This is a genomic window from Pseudomonas grandcourensis, assembly GCF_039909015.1.
Taxonomy (GTDB): domain Bacteria; phylum Pseudomonadota; class Gammaproteobacteria; order Pseudomonadales; family Pseudomonadaceae; genus Aquipseudomonas; species Aquipseudomonas grandcourensis.
The window spans coordinates 5,813,559-5,831,944 of sequence record NZ_CP150919.1 but is presented as its reverse complement, the minus strand read 5'-3'; the positions used below and the strand labels follow the sequence as shown (position 1 = coordinate 5,831,944).

Genomic DNA, 18,386 nt, shown 5'->3' with positions numbered 1-18,386 from the left:
TGTGCGTGAAAAAAACAGGGCTGGTCATTGCACATTTTGCACAGTTATTTTCAGCTCATGGCACTAGAATAGGTCCAACTTTTTCAGAATCAGAGCCTTTATGCCGGATCCGGTTGACGCCCAAGGGCTGTCAGAATTACCACTAGAAAATCTGGTTGCTTGCCATGAGTGCGACTTGCTCATGCGTAAACCCGAACTCGCCCATGGCGAAAAAGCCCTGTGCCCGCGCTGTGGCTACGAGCTTTATGCCAATCGCTACAACGTCGTACAGCGCAGTCTCGCCCTGGTCATCGCCGCCTTGTTGTTGTTTATTCCGGCGAACTTTTTACCCATCATGCAGCTCAATCTACTCGGGCAATCTTCGCAAGACACTGTCTGGAGCGGGGTTGTCGCCCTTTTTGACACGGGCATGCAAAGCGTTTCACTGATTGTGTTCCTGTGCAGCATGGGGATCCCGCTGCTCAAGCTGCTTTGCCAGCTGGCCGTATTGTTGAGTATCCGTTTCGATGTCGGACGCAGCTACGGTTTGTTGCTCTATCGCATTTATCACCATATACGCGAATGGGGGATGCTCGAGGTTTACTTCATGGGCGTTCTGGTGGCGATCGTAAAACTGGCAGATATGGCAGCCATCACCGTAGGCCTCGGCCTTGTGTGCTTCATTGGAATGTTGCTGATTCAAGTCTGGCTCGAGGTCGTAATGTCGCCTCACCAGATCTGGCAGGCGTTATCAGGAGAAGATGCCCATGCGGGCGATTGATGCAGGCATTCTGATTTGCAAGGAATGCCATGAATTGAACAGGCAGGAAGCTGATACCGATGAGCAAGTCTGTACGCGCTGCGGGGCGCTGGTGCATGCCCGCAGCCCGAATAGCCTGGTGCGCACCTGGGCATTGCTGATTACCGCCGCCATTCTCTACATACCGGCCAACTTGTTGCCGATCATGACCGTGAACTCCCTGGGCAAAGGTGCGCCCAGCACGATCATGGCGGGTGTGATCGAGTTGGTGCACTACGGCATGTTCCCCATTGCGGCCGTGGTGTTTATCGCCAGTATCCTGGTGCCCACCTTCAAGCTGGTGGGCATCGGCCTGCTGCTGTTTTCCGTGCAGCGCCGTCAGCCCCTTTCGGCTCGCCAGCGTATCTGGATGTACCGTTTCATTGAGTTCATCGGCCGCTGGTCGATGCTCGATATATTTGTGATCGCCATCCTCGTGGCGGTCGTGAATTTTGGGCGGCTTGCCAGTATCGAAGCCAATCTTGGCGCCATCGCATTCGCCACGGTGGTGATTCTGACGATGCTTGCCGCGGTAACTTTTGATCCCCGACTGATTTGGGATAACACGGAGTCGGACGACGACCATGACTGATTTGCCTGTAGCGAAAACCCGACCGGCTTCGAACTGGTCTGCCATTTGGGTGTTGCCCCTGATCGCCTTGATCATCGGCGGCTGGCTCGGCTGGCGTGCCTATAACGAGACCGGTATCGAGATTCAGGTGCGTTTCGAGAGCGGCGAGGGCATTCAGGCCAACAAGACCGAAGTTGTCTATAAAGGCATGTCGGTCGGCAAGGTCAAAAGCCTCAAGCTCGATGACGAAGGCAGTTCCAAAGGCGTGATCGCCAGCATCGAAATGAACAAGGACGTAGAGCAATACCTGCGAACCAGCACGCGTTTCTGGCTGGTCAAGCCGAGCGTTACGTTGGCAGGTATTACCGGCCTTGAGACGCTGGTTTCAGGTAACTATGTTGCCATCAGCCCGGGGGAAGGCGAGCCTGTCCGCAAGTTCAAGGCCCTGGCCCAGGAACCGCCGCTTTCCGATGCCCAGCCCGGTCTGCACTTGACCATCAAGGCTGACCGCCTGGGTTCGCTGAACCGTGGCAGTCCGGTGTTTTACAAACAGATCAAAGTGGGCCAGATCAAAAGCTATGTGTTGTCCGAGGACCAGAGCACCGTCGAACTCAAGGTCTTCATTGAACCGACTTACGCCAAACTGGTGCGCAAGCACACACGTTTCTGGAACGCCAGCGGCATCAGCATCGACGCCAATCTGTCGGGTGTGAAGGTTCGCAGTGAATCCTTGGCCAGCATCGTCGCCGGTGGTATTGCGTTCGCTACACCTGAAAACCGCAAGGACAGCCCGCCTACCGACCCGAGCCTGCCGTTCAGGCTCTATGAAGACTTCGATGCAGCGGCGGCCGGTATCCGGATCAAGGTCAAGCTCAGCGACTTCGAAGGCTTGCAGGCTGGTCGTACGCCGGTGATGTACAAAGGCATTCAGGTCGGCAATCTCAAGGCGCTGAAGGTCGATCCTGACCTGTCCGGGGCCACCGCCGAATTGACGATGGACCCATTGGCCGAAGATTACCTGGTCGAAGGCACCCAGTTCTGGGTGGTCAAACCCTCGATTTCCCTGGCGGGGATTACCGGACTCGAGGCGTTGGTCAAAGGCAACTACATCGCTGTACGGCCTGGCGACAAGGGTTCGGCACCACAACGGGAGTTTGTAGCCCGGGCCAAGGCGCCGCCGCTGGATCTGCGTGCACCGGGCTTGCACCTGGTGTTGTTCACGGAAAATCTCGGCTCGCTGGAAGTCGGCAGCCCGGTTCTCTACAAGCAGGTCAAAGTCGGCTCCGTACAGAGCTATCAGTTCTCGCGCACCAAGAAGCAACTGATCATTGGCGTGCACATCGAGAAGGAATACGAAGGCTTGGTCAACGCTTCGACGCGCTTCTGGAACGCCAGTGGCATCACCCTCACGGGCGGACTGACCGGCGGGGTCCAGGTTAAAAGCGAGTCGCTGCAGAGCTTGATGGCCGGCGGCATTGCCTTCGAGACCCCACAGGAAAAAGCCCCGTTGCAGAAGCGTATTCCACGTTTCCGTCTGTTCGCGAACCATGAAGACGCCACGCAGAAAGGCGAAGTCATCACGCTCAAGCTCGATCGCGCTGATGGCCTGCGTACCGGCACGCCGATTCGTTTCAAGGGGCTGGATGTCGGCAAGGTGGAGGATGTCGACCTCAGCGAAGATCTGCAATCGGTGCTATTGACCGCGCGGATTACCGAAGTGCCGGAGCGCATCGCCCGGGTCGGCAGTCAGTTCTGGGTGGTCAAGCCTGAGCTGGGCCTGATCAAGACGTCCAACCTCGAAACCCTGGTGACCGGGCAATACATCGAGGTGCAACCGGCGCTGAAGAACCTGGGACCGCAGAAGAACTTTGTCGCTTTGGCCGCCGCGCCCGAAACTGCCAAGCAGGAAGCGGGATTGAGTCTGGTGCTGAGCGCAGCCCGTCGCGGTTCGCTGAAGGCCGGGGTACCAGTGACCTATCGCGAAATCACTGTGGGCAAGGTGACCGGTTATGAGCTGGGCCAGACCGCTGATCGCGTACTGATCCATATCCTGATCGAGCCGAAGTACGCGCCACTGGTACGCAGCGGTACACGGTTCTGGAACACCAGCGGTTTCGACTTCGATGTCGGTCTGTTCAGAGGTGCAACGGTGCGTACTGAATCACTGGAGACGATGATTCAGGGCGGCGTCGCCTTTGCCACGCCGGATGGCGAGGGCATGGGCAGCCCGGCGCGACCGGAGCAGACGTTTGCGCTGTTCGACAAGTTTGAAGCGGAGTGGCTGACCTGGGCGCCGAAGATTTCGCTCGGTAAGTAGTTTGATGGTGCTTGTGCCGCCGTCTTCGCGGGCAAGCCCACTCCCACAGAAAACTGCGTTGTACACAGAATCTGTGATCAACCGGTAATCCTGTGGGAGCGGGCTTGCCCGCGAAGAGGCCCTGAAGTTCACTGCAAGACTAAATGACACACCTATGAAAAAGGCCGCGATCCATTGGACCGCGGCCTTTTTTATCGCCTTCGATTCAAGCCTCAGACCGCATCCAGCTCCGGTTCATCCGCTTGTTCGTTGACCGTCGCCTTCACCTGGTCGTGACGACGGATGTACTTCCAGTCCGCCTCATCGATGTAGATACCAGCCGGGCCGCTGCCGCCTTCCAGGTCGATGGCGACACTGGCGCAGACCTGCGGCTTCACGCTCGCCAGGATCGGCACGAAACCCAGTTGCAGGCTGGTTTCCAGCAATGCCGCCTGGTTCTTCTCATCGATGTCCGCCGCCTCGTCGAGGTAGTACGGCAGGCGCACGCGACCGGCTTGGTCACGGTCCATCAAGTGCAGCAACAAGTACATGTTGGTCAGCGCCTTGATGGTCATGGTAGTGCCGTTGGACGCGGCGCCGTCGATGTCGGTGTGGATCACCGGTTGGCCGTTGACCTTGGTGATCTCGAACGCCAGTTCGAACAGGTCCTTGAGGCCGAGCTGGTTGTGGTTGGCCGCCACCAGCCGCGCCAGGTATTCCTTGGCCTCTTCGTTCTTGTTGTCCTGCTCGGCGCTTTGGCTCAGGTCGAAGACCGACAGGGTTTCGCCTTCTTCGTACTGACCGGCGCTGTGGATGATCTGGTCGATGTGTTTGAGCGCTTCCTTGTTCGGGGCGAGCACGATGCGGAAGCTTTGCAGGTTGGAGACCTGACGTTTGTTGATCTCGCGGTTGAACAGTGCCAGTTGGTGTTCGAGGCTGTCGTAGTCGCTGCGGATGTTGCGCAGGGTCCGGGCGATGTCCGTCACGGCGGCGCGGCGAGCCTTGCCCAGAGTCAGGGCTTCGTCGGTACGGTGCGCATAGGCGTTGATCAGCAGTTGCAGGCGACGCTCCATATCGTCTTCACTGTCGAACTTGGCCACGCCTTTGAGGCGCACCTGAGCGTACAGCGCTTCGATCTGGCCATCGGCCCGCAGCAAGCCTTGCCAGCTATCCTGGTAGTCGTTGAGCAGCGGCAGCAGGTTGTCCATGGAATCGTCGATCGGGTCCATGAATGGTGTGCCGAACGGCAGGTCCGCAGGCAACAACTGACGGCGGCGCAGGGCATCGTCAAGGGTGCGTTGCTTGGCTTCCATGTCGCCGATCTGGCGGCCGACCAGTTGCAGCTTGGCCGACAGTTGCTGAACGCGTTCGGTAAAGGCATCGCTGGAGCGCTTCAATTCGTCCTGAGCGGCTTCCATCTGCGCCAACTGTTCCAGCTTGTCGCCTTCCTCGGCGCTCAGGGTTTGTGCGCGACGGAAGTCTTCCAGGGCTTTCTGCGCATCCAGCACTTGCTGGTACAGCGCTTCGGTCTGGGTCTTGCTCGCGGCGCGGTCGGCGGCCACGGCTTGCTGGGTCTTCAGTTGCTTGAGTTCTTTGTCCAGGCGCTCTTTCTGGTCGCGCAATGCCGCGCGGTCAGCCAGGGCCTGCAATGCCGGCGGTTCGATATGCGAGATGTCGATGGACAGGCCCGGCACTTCGAAGCGTTCGCCTTTGAAGCCGTCGAGGATCAGCTCCACGGATTTCACCCAGTCGCCGTTTTCGTCGAGGGTGATGCCGTGTTCGCCTAGCGGCAGGCTGAACAGCGCGCTGTTGAACAGGCGCATCAGGCGTTCGACGTCTTGCTGCGAGAATTCTTCACGTAGACGGGCGTAGCTGTTGTTGTCGGCGTGATCGAGTTGCTGCTTGACCGACTTCAGGCGTTTTTCCAGATCCCGCAGACGCTCTTCCAGATCTTCGGCGCTGAACTGGCGGGACTGTGCCAGTGCACCGGCCAGTTCGTCGTGGGCGTCCTTGGCGGCCAGCAGTTGCTGCTCCAGCACCTTGACGTCATCGACCAGGGCAAAGCGATGCTTGAGCACCGACAGTTCGCCGAGCCAGCGCTGGATGCCGGTGATTTCCCGCTCCAGGCGCATCAGTTCCTGGGTACCGCCGCGCTGATCGTTTTGCAGGGCGTCCTGCTCGTTGCGGTAGTGTTCGGCCTGAATGGTCAGCTCTTCCTTGCGCGCACTGGCGTAGTCCGACCAGGTGCCCAGCAGCGAATCGAGCAGCGGAGAGATCCGGTGCAGCTTGCCGCGCAGGATGTCGCGTTGCTTCACACCGTTGGCCAAGGCTTCGACCAGCGGGCCGGCGGCGACCAGCGAGTTGTAGTCCTGCTCCATGCGTCGTACATCGCGGAACGCTTCTTCGCACGCGGCGATGTAATCGACGCTGCCGGACCGCAGGCTGTGTTCGAAGGCATCGAGGAACAGTTGCTTGAGCTTGGCCGCGGTGATTTCGCGCATGTGCAGCAGGTTGATGAACAGGGCGCGGAAGGTCTTCAGGCTCTGCTCGCTGGTGGAACGCAATGGAATCAGCGTCAGGTCCAGCGGGATCGAAGTGTGACCGCCGACCAGCAAGCGGCGCAGTTCGTCCGGCTTGAGTTCGTAGGCTTTCAGGCCTTCGCGCTCAAGGTTGGTGAACAGTTCTTTCTGGCGCAGGCAGGTGTCGTTTTTCTGGTAGTGGGCCAGGTCCAGCTTGCCGGCATAGGCAAAGAACTGATGGCCGAAACCGCCGCCCGGGCCGCGGCCGACCACACCGATCACGTGGGGGCCGTGGGGCAGATTCACTTCGACCAGGATGTAACTGGTGTCCGAGGCGAAGTAGAAGCGCCGGGACTGCTCCAGGCTGTACTTGCCGAAGCTCATGTCCGACATGCGCGCCAGGATCGGGAACTGCAAGGCGTTGATCGAGGCGGATTTACCGAGGTTGTTGGCGCCGTAGACCGACAACGGCTCTTCCAGCGGAAACAGGCCGAGGCTGTAGCCGGCGGTGTTCAAAAGGGCAAAGCGGTGGATGCCGTAACGTTCCTTGCTCATGCGTCGAGCTCCTGTTCTTCGGCGATGGCGCGGGCCAGGGCGTCTTCTTCGCTTTCATCTTCAAATTCTGCGAGGTCGAGCGGGTCGTCGGTCTGCAGCAGTTTTTCGTCGCTGTCTTCGTCGATCAGCACCGGCACCGGCAACGGCAGGACGCTGTGCAGGCTGGCGGCCAGATCGCGGTCCTGCTGCACTGACAGGCACACATCGAGGAAGCGGTGCATTGGCGGCAGGAAACGGTAGATGCCGTTTTCTTCGCTGGCGAAACCAAGCTGGGTCATGCGGCGCATGATCTTTTCTTCCAGCTCGTCCTGGGTCTGCACTTCGGCCTGGATGAACAGGTCACGGTACTTTTCCAGCAACGACGGCAGCTCATCGCGGCCGAGGCTGCCGCCATCGAGCACGGAGATCGGGTCACGGCCCTGGTCGGCCAGGTGCTCGACGAGGATGAAGGTGAACAGCGCCAGACGCTGGGCGGTCTTGTTCACCGCGGCGGCAGCGAGGTCCGGCACGAAGTAGTAGAAACCGCGGGTGTCGCAAACCAGTTCAAAGCCCAGGGCCTTGAACAGCGTGCGGTACTGGTCCTGAAAGTTCGACAACTGTGCGTACAGCTCCGGATCGCGGCGGCTGACGTGATAACCCTTGAACAGCTCGCGAAAGATCGGTGCCAGATGGGACAGTTCGGAAAGATCAAGTTGCATGCGAAGTACTTCCATAGAGGGTGCTCGCAGAATTCTCGGTGGCATCGCTGACCGAGAGCAGGGCGAAGGAGCGCAGGCTGACCTGGTGCTCGTGAGTATGGTATTGGCGACGTTCCAGACGCTCGCGCTTGAAGCGTTTCTCCCGCGACAGGCGCGAGAACCAGTACAGCAATTCGTCGGTGGCGCCGTCCGGTTCCTGCTCCAGCAGCCAGGTCATCAGGTCCGGCATCGGCAAGGCGTCTTCGCAGCGTTCGAGCATTTCCCGAACGGTGCGTGGCGCCCGTGGCGCTTCGCCTTTCTGGGTCTTGTGCGCCTTGGGGAAGCGTGCCGGTTTCGGTTCGAAGCGGGCCAAGGCATAAACGTAGGCTTCGACCTGGCTGGCACTGCCGAGGAAGGTGCTTTGTGGACGGGTGAACATCGGCATTGCCGCTTGTGGCACGGCGTCGATGCCCTTGCGACGGATCATCGACAAGGCCAATGCGGCGCCACGGGTCACGGCGTTGTGCCGGCGCGCTTCTTCACGCAGCGGCAGCAGCAGTTCGCGGGCATGACGCAGGGTCAACTGGGCGCTGGTCTGCATTTCGAGGATGCGCGCGTGGGTGCGCAGCAGCATGTCATCGTCGACCAGGTGGCCGAGGCGCTGCTGTTCGCTGAGCATCTTCAGCAGGACGGTTTCGACCTTGCGCACGCCTTGTTCGAAGGCGCCGTCGGCGTTCACCAGATCAATCATCGGCTCGACGTATTCGTCCCAGGTCGCCAGCACTTCAGCGTAACGCTGGCGCAGCGGAATCTGCCGGTCGCTGGTTTTCGCCCGTTCGGCGACGGCCACCAGTGCCTGTTCGTCGTTATCGAGTTTTTTCAGCACATCACGCACGCGCATGTCGAGCAGGCGCAACTGGCGGGCCAGGTCGTTGCCGTCGCGGATATCGAAGGCGTCCTGGATATAACCGGCCAGACGTTCGAGGTGGCGCAGGTAGGCTTCGATTTCCAGGCACAGGCCCAGCCGGTGTTCACGGCGCAGGTAGGCGAGGAAGTCGTGAATCTGCGCATTGAGCTCGAAACGGTTCGGGCTTTTGGCCACGGGAACCAGAATATCGAGGCGAATCCACACATCCAGCAGGCTGGTGATGTCCTGCGGCGTACTGTCGAGTTGCTGGGCGGCCAGTTGCGTGCGCAGTTCGTTCAGGCTCAGTGTGCCTTGGTCGAAGTGCTCGCACAGTGGCTCCAGAAGTGCCCAGTGTTCAGCGAGGGCGCGCAAGACGCGCTTGGGTTCGATCATCGGAATGGCCGGCTGGTTGGCGATTAAAAGCCGCGATTGTACTGCATCGGGGGCGATGCGATTCAATCTCGGGACGGGCTGTCGCCTTCTTTTCGGTAAAGTGCATCGATCAACTGCGGGCGATCTTGAGCGAACGGCGGTAGAATCAGCGCACTTTAGTTATCCACAAGTGGCCGACCTTTGCTTATCGAGTCCCGTCGTCGCGCTTATCTGGCCGCCATGCAGGTGGTCAACTGGCTGCCGCGCACCGAATTGCCCTTTGCTGCGCCGTCGCGGCCCGAGCTGCTGGACATGCCAGAGCCCGAGGTTGTGGCGCCTGCTGCACCGACGCCTGTGGCTGAAGTGCCCGTGGCAGCGGTGGTCAAACCCGCCGAGCGGGCGAAGATCGAGGTGCCACGGCCATCGCTGGCCAGCACCCGCACCGGGGCCAAACCGGTGGAAGAGGCCGAAGAGACGCCAGCCGTGGTCAAGGCACCTATCGTGCCGCCACCGCGTTTCGCCCTGCAGTTGCTGCGGGCCGGGCGTTGCCTGCTGCTGGTGGAGTTACCCACAGGCGAACCCTTCCAGACTCGCGATCCTGCCTATCTGCTGCTCAAGGACATGCTGCGCGCCGCCGGTCTGCCGGACAGCCCGCAGATCGTCGGTGAGCCGGTGCGTTGGCCGCTGCTGGTGCGTGGCACGATGGATCAGGGCCCGGAAGCAGCCCGCGATTTCGTGCAAGGTTTTCTCTCGGTGCGCATGGAAGAAACGCCCTGCGCCTGCTTGTGGCTGATCGGCCTGCCTGCGGTGCGATTTGCCGGCGAAGCGGATGCCGAGGCGTTCAATCGCGAGTTGCAGATCGAAGGCCTGGGCTCGGCCTGGGCGGTGCCGGGCCTGGAATTATTAATGGAAGAGCCACAGCGTAAGGCTGATGTCTGGCAAGCCATGCGTCGGCTGATGGCGCGCTGGAAAGAATCGAATGAGTGACGCTGTATCGTTTCGCCCGATGACCGAGGCGGACCTGGAAACTGTACTGAAAATCGAATACGCGGCCTATAGCCACCCGTGGACCCGCGGGATTTTCCTCGATGGCCTGGGCAAGTATCAGATCTGGCTGATGTTCGAAGGTCAGCAGCAGGTCGGCCACGGTGTGGTGCAGCTCATCCTCGACGAGGCACACCTGCTGAACATCACGGTCAAGCCGGAAAACCAGGGCCGTGGCCTGGGGCTGACTTTGCTTGAGCATTTGATGTCGATTGCCTACAAGGCCGACGCGCGGGAGTGTTTCCTGGAAGTGCGCGACAGCAATACCGCGGCGTTCAGGCTGTATGAGCGCTATGGTTTCAACGAGATCGGCCGGCGTCGGGATTACTATCCGGCGGTGGGCGGGCGCGAAGATGCGGTGGTCATGGCCTGCACTTTGGTGGATTGAAGCGTCATCCATTGTGGCGAGGGAGCAAGCTCCCTCGCCACAGGATCAACGTTTTTTGTCTAGCGGATCGCGCCGCGCCAACTCAGCCTCATCCAGGCCATTGCCACCGCCGATATCGTCCTCGTCGACGATGCTCAGGTCCCAATCCGCGCGGCTGTCATTGCCCGCCTCATGGGCATCCCGGGCACCGTCTTCACGGATCAGGGTTTCCGGGCTCAGGTCGTCGTCGGTCGGTTGATGGTCACCGGTCAGGCCCGATTCGCGTCCGCGCTGGCGCGGCATCCGTTGCTCGCGCTCCTTTTCCGGCAGTTCGTCACCGATTCTGGCGCTGGGTTCTTCGGTGTCGAAATCCAGCTCACGCACCGAGCCCATGCGGTCTTCGTTGTCGTCGACGGGTTCCGGTTGCACCGCATCGTACGGACGTCGTGAATCATTCATGGCAATTCCTCATACTGTAGGCCTTACTACGGTTGACCCTCGTGGCTACCGAGAATTCCACCGGCATGGAGCCCCGAGTACCGGATCAGGAGAGCATCTGCATTTCGCGCGTGACCCCGACGGACGGTTGTCAGTCAAAGCTGCGCATCATTCTTGAGGCTTCAAAGCATGAACGAATTACAAGATCTGATTGATAACAACGAGCGTTGGGCCGCTGCGATCAAAGAGGAAGATCCTGACTTCTTCGCCAAGCTGGCTCGCCAACAGACCCCTGAGTTCCTGTGGATCGGTTGTTCCGACGCCCGGGTGCCGGCCAACGAGATCGTCGGCATGCTGCCGGGCGATCTGTTCGTACACCGTAATGTGGCCAACGTCGTGCTGCACACGGACCTGAACTGCCTGTCGGTGATTCAGTACGCGGTCGATGTACTCAAGGTCAAACACATCCTGGTCACCGGCCACTATGGCTGCGGCGGTGTGCGTGCGGCGATGCAAGATCGCCAGTTCGGCCTGATCGACGGCTGGCTGCGTTCGATTCGCGATCTCTATTATGAAAAACGCGAAGAACTGGCCAAATACGCTACCGAAGAGGAGCGCGTCGACCGCCTCTGCGAGCTCAACGTGATCCAGCAGGTGGCCAACGTCGGGCATACCAGTATTGTGCAAAACGCCTGGCACCGCGGGCAGAGCCTGTCGATCCACGGCTGCATCTACGGCATCAAGGATGGCCGCTGGAAGAGCCTGAACGCGACCATCAGCGGTTTCGAGCAACTGCCGCCGCAGTACCGCCTGCGTCCGTTCGAACCTCTGTAAAACCCTTCAATACAGACTTCGCCGACGCCACTGTTGCAAAAACAGCTGGCCGTCGGCGTTCGGCTCTTCATCGTAGCCGGTAATCCAGCCACGGCACTCGTATGAGCCGCACTGGCAGGCGAATTGGCGTTGCAGTTTGTCTTCGCTGGCGGCGAAGTCCATGGTCAGCCAGTCGCCCTTGCTGATGTCCTTCAGCGTCCATAACCACAACTCGCTCAAGTCCAGAAAGACATTGGGGTCGCAAGAGTGTCGCAACAGCCCGCAGAAACGCGGGTCATAGACGTGCACGCCGGGGGCGAGCTGGCGGGTATGCCGACAGCGATAGGGCAGCAAGTGCCCCGACGCCCGGCAGAGACGAGTGATTCGCGGGAATTCGCGCCGTGCGGCAACAGCCGTGGCTTCACCCTTGGCGTTTTCAATGATTTCGAAGTCGGCCAGGGAAGGAAATCCCAGGCGGACGGGCAGCTCCGAAAAGGGGTAAACACCTTGCGGCGGTTGTGGGTGTTTTAGTTGAGGGGCGTGAGCTTTCATAACGATCCCTGTCTGCTAGGGTGCTGCGACTTCCTTGCGCCGACGGTCCTGTCAGCAAGGCAGCACATGGATTCAGCCCAAGCCTCTCGCAGTTACTACGGGCGGTCTACTGTCATAAGTGACAGATGTGACCGCCGTTCATCGGATTACAACGGCGGAGCAGGCTTTGCCGTGGCTGGCGCCGGGGCCTTGAGCTGCTTAAGCTGGGACACGATCGAAGCTGTCGCGCATTTACCCACAGCCTGCTGGGGGGACAGGTTGCGGATCGAGGTGTAGAACAGCTCGCAGGTTTTTTCTTTCTGGGCCACTTGCCAGGTTTGCCTGCAGGTATTGAGCTCAAGATCCGGATTGCTGTCCGGTTGGCGGCCCATGGTGGCCTGCCAGCACGCAGCACTCAAATCCTGGCCCATGACTTTCAGGCCTGCCGCATCAGCTTTGGCCTGGGCGTCACTGCCGGTGTAGCTGGCCGGATCGGCGGCATACCAAATGTAGCTTGGGTGGTTGGAGCCCAACACGGGGACTTTCACGCCGTTGTCCGGGGTGATCTGGACCAGGCTCAACACGTTCACCGTCTGCCCGTATTGCTCTTTGATCCAGTTACGCACCGGTGTACCGAAGGCGACCATCGGCAGGGCTGCGCCGCTGGCGTTCAGGCTGACTTCCTTGACCATGGTGGTCTGGTAATCCTTGAAGTAGCCGTAGACGCCTTCGAGGTCCTTGCCCGCGTTGGACGGCGCGGCAATCGGGGCGATGTCGATGATCGTCTGGTAGCCCGGCGTCTGCCCGGCCGGGATGCCGTTGGCGGTCAGCAGCGTGGCCCAGCGATCCGTAGTGGCGGACCTCAGGTAATCCTGGGCCTGGGTCAGCGAATAGTCTGGAGGGAAGTGCAGCAGTTCGACGCTTTTTCGGTTTTCCAGGGCCATGCCCAGCGGCAGGAACAGATACCAGCTGTACGCCCACTTGCCATCGGCATTCAGCTTGCTGGCGCCGTTGTAGGCCAGGTCACCGGCGTCGAGCAGCGCTGCCAATGGTTTTTCATAGCCGTCGGGCACACCGATGATTTCTGCGTGGAGCTGACCATTGTCTGTCTTGACCAGAACCTTCGCGTCGCCGTAGCCATCACGCTGCACACTTTGGGTCAGGTAATGCTCGACGGTTTGCTCAAGCGTCCAGTTGCGAAAGCAGATCACGTTGCAGTTGTTGGGATAGGCGAAGAGACGGGTAACGCGCTCGGTACTGCCCAGCTTCAAATTGACATCGGCGTGGGCGGTTGTGCTCAGGGTGAGGGCCGAGAGAGTGAGTGCCGCGAGTTTGAACATGCTCAGATCCTTTTCAGCGTATTAAGACCAGCAGTTACTGAAACAGACAGGGCGAAACAAAAAGGGCCGATATCAATATCGGCCCTTTTTTATGGTTACGGCATGACCGGCGGCAAATACGCCAGCGTCGTCCCCAGTGCCCATAACAACACTAGCACCAGTGGCGTGTGTACCAGCAACTGCACGAACGAGAAGCCGATCAGGTCCCGCGCCTTCAACCCCAGCACGCCCAGCAACGGCAGCATGTAGAACGGGTTGATCAGGTTCGGCAAGGCTTCGGCGGCGTTGTAGATCTGTACCGCCCAGCCCAGGTGATAGTTCAGGTCATTGGCCACCTGCATGACGTACGGCGCTTCGATGATCCACTTGCCGCCACCGGACGGAATGAAGAAGCCGAGGATCGCCGAGTACACGCCCATCAGCAGGGCATAGGTGTCGTGGGAGGCAATGCTGACGAAAAAGGTCGAGATGTGGTGCGCCAGGGTCTGCGCATCGGCGCCCTTGACCGTGGTCATCAACGCCGCGATCGAGCCATACAACGGGAACTGGATCAACACACCGGTGGTGGTCGGCACTGCGCGGGCCACGGCGTCCAGAAAGCTGCGCGGGCGCCAGTGCAGCAGGGCGCCGAGCATGATGAACAGGAAGTTGTAGGTGTTCAGCCCGGAAATCGCACTGATCGCCGGTTTGGTCGCAAACTCGTGGAACAGCCAGCCACCGGCCAGCAGCACCAGCAGGATCATCAGCAGCGGGCTGTATTCCAGCCATTCGCCGGGACGGGTGCGCGGTTGTAGCGGCGGCAGGTTGAAACTCGGATCGACGCCGCAGGCCTTGGCATCACGCGCCGAGTTCGGACCAGGGGCGGTGGCGTAGGCAATGATCAGCGAAATGACGATCAAGGCCAGCAGCATCACGCCGGACTGCCAGAGAAAGATCGTCTGCGTGAATGGAATCACCCCGGTGATCGACAGAATGGACGGCGGCAGGCTCGCCGGGTTGGCCTGCAACTGTGCTGCGGACGACGACAGGCCCAAGGCCCACACCGCGCCAAGCCCCAGATAGGCGGCAGCACCAGCGGCGCGATAGTCCATCTTCAGGTCGGTACGGCGGGCAAGGGCGCGCACCAGCAAACCACCGAACACCAGGGACAGGCCCCAGTTCAGCAACGACGCGACCATCGAAATCAACGCGACCCAGGCCACGGCGGAGCGGCCGTTTTTCGGCAGTTTGGCCAGACGGTCAATCAGCTTCACCGCCGGGGGCGAACTGGCGACCACATAACCGCCGATCACCACGAAGGCCATCTGCATGGTGAAGGGGATCAGACTCCAGAAGCCATCACCAAAGGCCATCGCAGCATCGGTGGGCTTGGCCCCCATCGCCATGGTGGCCAGGGCCACGATAATCACCGCCAGGGCAGCAAACACCCAGGAGTCGGGAAACCAGCGTTCGGCAAAACTTGAGCAGCGCAGGGCAAAGCGGGCGGAGCGGCTATCTTCGATATCAGCGGCCACGGGGGTACCTCGGATTTTTATGTTTGTTGTGGTCTTCGGGGCAGTAACCGCCCGTCTGGACAGACACCAACATTAATTCAAACCGAGGTTTTTTGCGGGGCTGTTTCGTGGCTATGGGACTTTGGTCTAACGGGTTGTCCGCCGGTGCGTTTGCGTAGACCATGGGCGCCTTGGTTTTTGCCTGTGCCAGAGTTCTTTTTCATGACTGCCAACACCGATTCGCGCCCGACGCCGTTCAACCGCTCGGACTACAAGACCCTCGGGCTCGCCGCCCTCGGCGGGGCGCTGGAAATCTACGACTTCATCATCTTCGTGTTTTTCGCCCTGACCCTCAGCCAGTTGTTCTTCCCGCCGGAAATGCCCGAGTGGCTGCGCCTGCTGCAAAGCTTCGGGATCTTCGTCACCGGTTACCTGGCGCGACCGCTGGGTGGCATCCTGATGGCGCACTTCGCCGACCGTCTGGGGCGCAAGAAAGTCTTCAGCCTGAGCATCCTGATGATGGCGTTGCCCTGCCTGCTGATCGGGATCATGCCGACCTATGCGCAAATCGGTTATTTCGCTCCCTTGCTGCTGTTGGCCCTGCGCATCCTCCAGGGCGCGGCGGTGGGCGGCGAGGTGCCCAGTGCCTGGGTATTCGTCGCCGAGCACGCGCCCATCGCCCATCGCGGCTATGCCCTGGGATTCTTGCAGGCGGGGCTGACCTTCGGCTATCTGATCGGCGCATTGACCGCGACCTTCCTGGCGCAGGCATTCACCCCGGCGGAAATCCTCGATTACGCCTGGCGCTACCCGTTTCTGCTCGGCGGCGTGTTTGGTGTGATTGGCGTCTGGCTGCGTCGCTGGCTCAGCGAAACCCCGGTGTTCATGGCCATGCAGACACAACGCGAGGCGGCTGGCGAACTGCCGCTGCGCACGGTCTTGCGCGAGCATCGCCTGGCCATTTTGCCGGCGATGATTCTCACCTGTGTGCTGACCTCGGCCGTGGTGGTGTTCGTGGTCATCACCCCGACCATGATGCAGAAAACCTTTGGCATGACCGCCAGCCATACCTTCGCCTTGAGCGCACTGGGCATCGTGTTCTTGAACATCGGCTGCGTGCTCGCCGGGCTGCTGGTCGACCGCATCGGCGCCTGGCGCACAGTGATGCTCTATAGCCTGCTGCTGCCGCTGGGCATCGGCGTGCTGTATGCCTGCCTGATCACGGGCGGCGACTGGATCGGCCTGGCCTACGCCGTGGCAGGGCTGTCCTGCGGGGTGGTCGGCGCGGTGCCATCGGTGATGGTCAGCCTGTTCCCGGCGCGGATTCGCGTCTCGGGTATCTCGTTCACCTACAACATTGCCTACGCCGCGTGGGCGAGTGTCACACCGCTGCTGTTGATCGGTCTGATGCCGTGGAGTCCGTGGATCTGCGTGATGTTCAGTGCGGTGATGGGGGTCGTGGGCGTGGGCAGCGCGGCTTATTTCGGTGCACGGATGCCGAGAATCGCAGGCTGTTCCACTGCTGGCGCGCATTGATTGTGCGCATCACAACTATTTTTGTAGGACAAACCTGAAACACGCTTAAGTAAATGTTTCCAAGGCCGATGGTTAGGCTGCATATCGCTTTCTACCCCTGTCCATCGGTGCTTTCCCATGTTCAATAAACGCTTGAAGCAGGAGCTGTCGGCTCTTCGTGAAGAACTCTCCAGCCTTCAGCAAGTGAAGGAAAGCCTGGAAAGCGAGATGCTGGTGCTGACCCTCGACAGCGATGGACGGGTTCAGTCGGTCAATCAGAACTTCCTTGGCGAAATGCAGTACAAGAGCGGCGACCTGATTGGCCGACACATCGACGAGTTGGTCCCGGATCACGTGAAATCCGATGAATTCCAGCTGCGTTTCAAGAACGCGCTGACCCGTGGCGAACACTTCGCCGGCGCAGTGCGCCTGTTGCGCGGTAACGGCCAGGAAGCGTGGTTGCGCTCGATCCTGCAACCGGTGCGCTCGGCGGATGGGCGGATCAGGCATTTTTCGATTTTCTCCAGCGACCTGACCCGCACCATCGAGGCCTCCCGCGAACACGAGAACCTGATCGGCGCACTGGTGCGCTCCACGGCGGTGATCGAATTCGACCTCAACGGCAACGTGCTGACGGCCAATGACCGCTTCCTCAGTGGCATGGGTTACAGCCTCGCGCAGATCAAGGGTAAGCATCACCGCATGTTCTGCCTGCCGGAGGAGTACAACAGTGCCGAGTATCAGAATTTCTGGCGTCGCCTGAACACGGGCGAGTACGTGGCCGAGCGTTTCAAACGTGTCGACAGCCATGGTCGTACGGTCTGGCTGGAGGCGTCCTACAACCCGGTGGTCGATGCCAACAACAAGCTCTACAAAGTGGTGAAGTTCGCCACGGTGATTACCGATCAGGTCAATCAGGAACAGGCCGTCGCCGAGGCCGCCAACATCGCCTACAGCACCTCGCAGCAAACCGACCAAAGCGCCCAGCGCGGTAACGCTGTGGTGACCCAGGCCGTGGACGTGATGCGCGATCTGGCCAGGCATATGCAAACCGCCGGTGATGGCATCGAGGCCCTGAACGAGCAATCGCTGGTGATCGGTACCATTGTCAAAACCATCAGCGGCATTGCCGAACAGACCAACCTGCTGGCGCTCAACGCGGCCATCGAAGCGGCGCGTGCGGGCGAGCAGGGGCGTGGCTTTGCCGTGGTCGCGGATGAGGTTCGGCAACTGGCTTCGCGCACCAGCCAGGCCACGGACGAAATCGTCCTTGTGGTGCGGCAGAATCAGGACATGGCGCGCAACGCCGTGGCCCTGATGACCGATGGCAAACTTCAGGCCGAACAGGGCCTGGCGCTGGCGGCGGAAGCGGGTACGGTGATTGTCGAGATCCAGGACGGCGCGCAGAAAGTGGTCAACGCGGTGGGGCAGTTTGCCAATCAGTTGGTGAGTTGAGCCCCGCGTTCTGCCCGCCGAATGAAAAGATCGCCATTGGCGATCTTTTCATTTCAGCGTGTTTTATCCCGTTACAATCGGCTCTTTTCCCCAGGAGCAGACATCCATGAGCGTTTCCCATCGCCGACCGGTTCCCTTGTCCAAGGCCTATCGTCTGCTCAATCATGGCCCGACTGTGCTGGTCAGCGCAGCCCACGGTGGCCAGCGCAACATCATGGCGGCCGCCTGGGCCATGCCGCTGGATTTCGAACCACCGAAAATTGCCGTGGTGCTGGACAAGTCCACCTGGACTCGCCAGTTGCTGGAAGCCTCGGGCACTTTTGTGCTGAACGTTCCGTGCGCTGCCCAGGCCGACATTGTGCAGACCGTCGGTTCGACCTCCGGCCTGGAATTGACCCAAGGCCAGGGGCGCGACAAGTTTGAGACCTACGACTTGCAGACCTTCACTGGCGAGTCGGTCGATGCGCCGATGCTCGAAGGCTGCGTGGCCTGGCTGGAATGTCGCCTGTTGCCGGAGCCGAACAATCACCAGCAGTACGATCTGTTCCTGGCCGAAGTGATTGCCGCACAGGCAGACGAACGTGTGTTCAGCGAAGGGCGCTGGCACTTCGAAGGGCAAGATGCCTTGCGCACCTTGCACCACGTGGCGGGCGGGCATTTCCTGACCATTGGCGAGCCGGTGGACGGCAAGACTTTGCAGGCTTGAGCCGGTCAA

At 60.4% G+C, this 18,386-nt stretch carries 16 protein-coding genes; 9 read left to right on the top strand and 7 right to left on the bottom strand.

Annotated features, from left to right (window positions below):
* The first annotated feature begins 100 nt into the window (after nucleotides 1-100).
* The 3 genes from AABM52_RS26150 to AABM52_RS26140 are packed head-to-tail and all read left to right on the top strand — an operon-like array spanning nucleotide 101 to nucleotide 3,666.
* Nucleotides 101-760, top strand: a complete 660-nt coding sequence (locus AABM52_RS26150) for a paraquat-inducible protein A (protein ID WP_347909055.1) — start codon at nucleotides 101-103, stop codon at nucleotides 758-760.
* Nucleotides 747-1,370, top strand: a complete 624-nt coding sequence (locus AABM52_RS26145; RefSeq protein ID WP_046043780.1) for a paraquat-inducible protein A — start codon at nucleotides 747-749, stop codon at nucleotides 1,368-1,370. The genes AABM52_RS26150 and AABM52_RS26145 overlap by 14 nt, the downstream gene beginning before the upstream one ends.
* Nucleotides 1,363-3,666 (top strand): MlaD family protein, encoded by a 2,304-nt coding sequence (locus tag AABM52_RS26140; protein WP_347909053.1) that lies wholly within the window; start codon nucleotides 1,363-1,365, stop codon nucleotides 3,664-3,666. Before AABM52_RS26145 ends, AABM52_RS26140 begins: the two co-directional genes overlap by 8 nt.
* A gap of 212 nt (nucleotides 3,667-3,878) precedes the next feature.
* Here the strand turns inward: AABM52_RS26140 and mksF are convergent, their stop codons facing one another.
* Genes mksF through mksB form a run of 3 tightly spaced genes read right to left on the bottom strand, consistent with a single transcriptional unit; the run spans nucleotide 3,879 to nucleotide 8,696 of the window.
* Nucleotides 3,879-6,719, bottom strand: a complete 2,841-nt coding sequence (mksF, locus tag AABM52_RS26135; protein ID WP_347909051.1) for an Mks condensin complex protein MksF — start codon at nucleotides 6,717-6,719, stop codon at nucleotides 3,879-3,881.
* Nucleotides 6,716-7,417 carry an Mks condensin complex protein MksE gene (gene mksE, locus AABM52_RS26130; RefSeq protein ID WP_347909049.1) on the bottom strand — a complete coding sequence of 234 codons (702 nt, stop codon included), beginning with the start codon at nucleotides 7,415-7,417 and terminating at the stop codon, nucleotides 6,716-6,718. Before mksE ends, mksF begins: the two co-directional genes overlap by 4 nt.
* Entirely contained in the window at nucleotides 7,407-8,696 is a 1,290-nt protein-coding gene (mksB, locus tag AABM52_RS26125; protein WP_347909047.1) for an Mks condensin complex protein MksB, read from the bottom strand. The genes mksE and mksB overlap by 11 nt, the downstream gene beginning before the upstream one ends.
* A 219-nt stretch (nucleotides 8,697-8,915) precedes the next feature.
* Between mksB and AABM52_RS26120 the strand changes: the two genes are divergently transcribed.
* Both AABM52_RS26120 and rimI read left to right on the top strand, forming a co-directional pair.
* Nucleotides 8,916-9,662 carry an energy transducer TonB gene (locus AABM52_RS26120; protein ID WP_347912692.1) on the top strand — a complete coding sequence of 249 codons (747 nt, stop codon included), beginning with the start codon at nucleotides 8,916-8,918 and terminating at the stop codon, nucleotides 9,660-9,662.
* Nucleotides 9,655-10,107 (top strand): ribosomal protein S18-alanine N-acetyltransferase, encoded by a 453-nt coding sequence (rimI, locus tag AABM52_RS26115; protein ID WP_347909045.1) that lies wholly within the window; start codon nucleotides 9,655-9,657, stop codon nucleotides 10,105-10,107. Before AABM52_RS26120 ends, rimI begins: the two co-directional genes overlap by 8 nt.
* A gap of 45 nt (nucleotides 10,108-10,152) precedes the next feature.
* On the opposite strand, the gene AABM52_RS26110 is transcribed toward rimI, so the two are convergent.
* The gene (locus AABM52_RS26110) at nucleotides 10,153-10,545 is read right to left on the bottom strand and encodes a serine kinase/phosphatase (RefSeq protein ID WP_347909043.1); all 393 of its coding nucleotides are present in this window, start codon (nucleotides 10,543-10,545) and stop codon (nucleotides 10,153-10,155) included.
* A gap of 168 nt (nucleotides 10,546-10,713) precedes the next feature.
* Here AABM52_RS26110 and can point away from each other — a divergent pair, with 168 nt between their 5' ends.
* Nucleotides 10,714-11,358, top strand: a complete 645-nt coding sequence (can, locus tag AABM52_RS26105; RefSeq protein ID WP_347909041.1) for a carbonate dehydratase — start codon at nucleotides 10,714-10,716, stop codon at nucleotides 11,356-11,358.
* A 6-nt stretch (nucleotides 11,359-11,364) separates the two neighbouring features.
* Here can and AABM52_RS26100 read toward each other — a convergent pair whose 3' ends face one another.
* The 3 genes from AABM52_RS26100 to AABM52_RS26090 form a co-directional block, all read right to left on the bottom strand.
* Nucleotides 11,365-11,889: a lysine methyltransferase gene (locus AABM52_RS26100; RefSeq protein WP_347909039.1), complete on the bottom strand. Its 525-nt coding sequence runs from the start codon at nucleotides 11,887-11,889 to the stop codon at nucleotides 11,365-11,367.
* 146 nt (nucleotides 11,890-12,035) lie between these two features.
* The gene (locus tag AABM52_RS26095) at nucleotides 12,036-13,208 is read right to left on the bottom strand and encodes a hypothetical protein (RefSeq protein WP_347909037.1); all 1,173 of its coding nucleotides are present in this window, start codon (nucleotides 13,206-13,208) and stop codon (nucleotides 12,036-12,038) included.
* Nucleotides 13,209-13,303: 95 nt separating this feature from the next.
* Nucleotides 13,304-14,722, bottom strand: coding sequence for a TIGR00366 family protein (locus AABM52_RS26090; protein ID WP_347909035.1), 1,419 nt, complete (start codon nucleotides 14,720-14,722; stop codon nucleotides 13,304-13,306).
* A gap of 201 nt (nucleotides 14,723-14,923) precedes the next feature.
* On the opposite strand from AABM52_RS26090, the gene AABM52_RS26085 reads away from it, so the two are divergent.
* From AABM52_RS26085 to AABM52_RS26075, 3 genes are all read left to right on the top strand, one after another.
* On the top strand, nucleotides 14,924-16,237 hold the full coding sequence (locus AABM52_RS26085; RefSeq protein ID WP_347909033.1) for an MFS transporter: 1,314 nt from the start codon (nucleotides 14,924-14,926) through the stop codon (nucleotides 16,235-16,237).
* Nucleotides 16,238-16,354: 117 nt separating this feature from the next.
* Nucleotides 16,355-17,671 carry a PAS domain-containing methyl-accepting chemotaxis protein gene (locus AABM52_RS26080; protein ID WP_347909031.1) on the top strand — a complete coding sequence of 439 codons (1,317 nt, stop codon included), beginning with the start codon at nucleotides 16,355-16,357 and terminating at the stop codon, nucleotides 17,669-17,671.
* 106 nt (nucleotides 17,672-17,777) lie between these two features.
* Nucleotides 17,778-18,377: a flavin reductase family protein gene (locus tag AABM52_RS26075; protein ID WP_347909029.1), complete on the top strand. Its 600-nt coding sequence runs from the start codon at nucleotides 17,778-17,780 to the stop codon at nucleotides 18,375-18,377.
* Nucleotides 18,378-18,386: the final 9 nt, after the last annotated feature.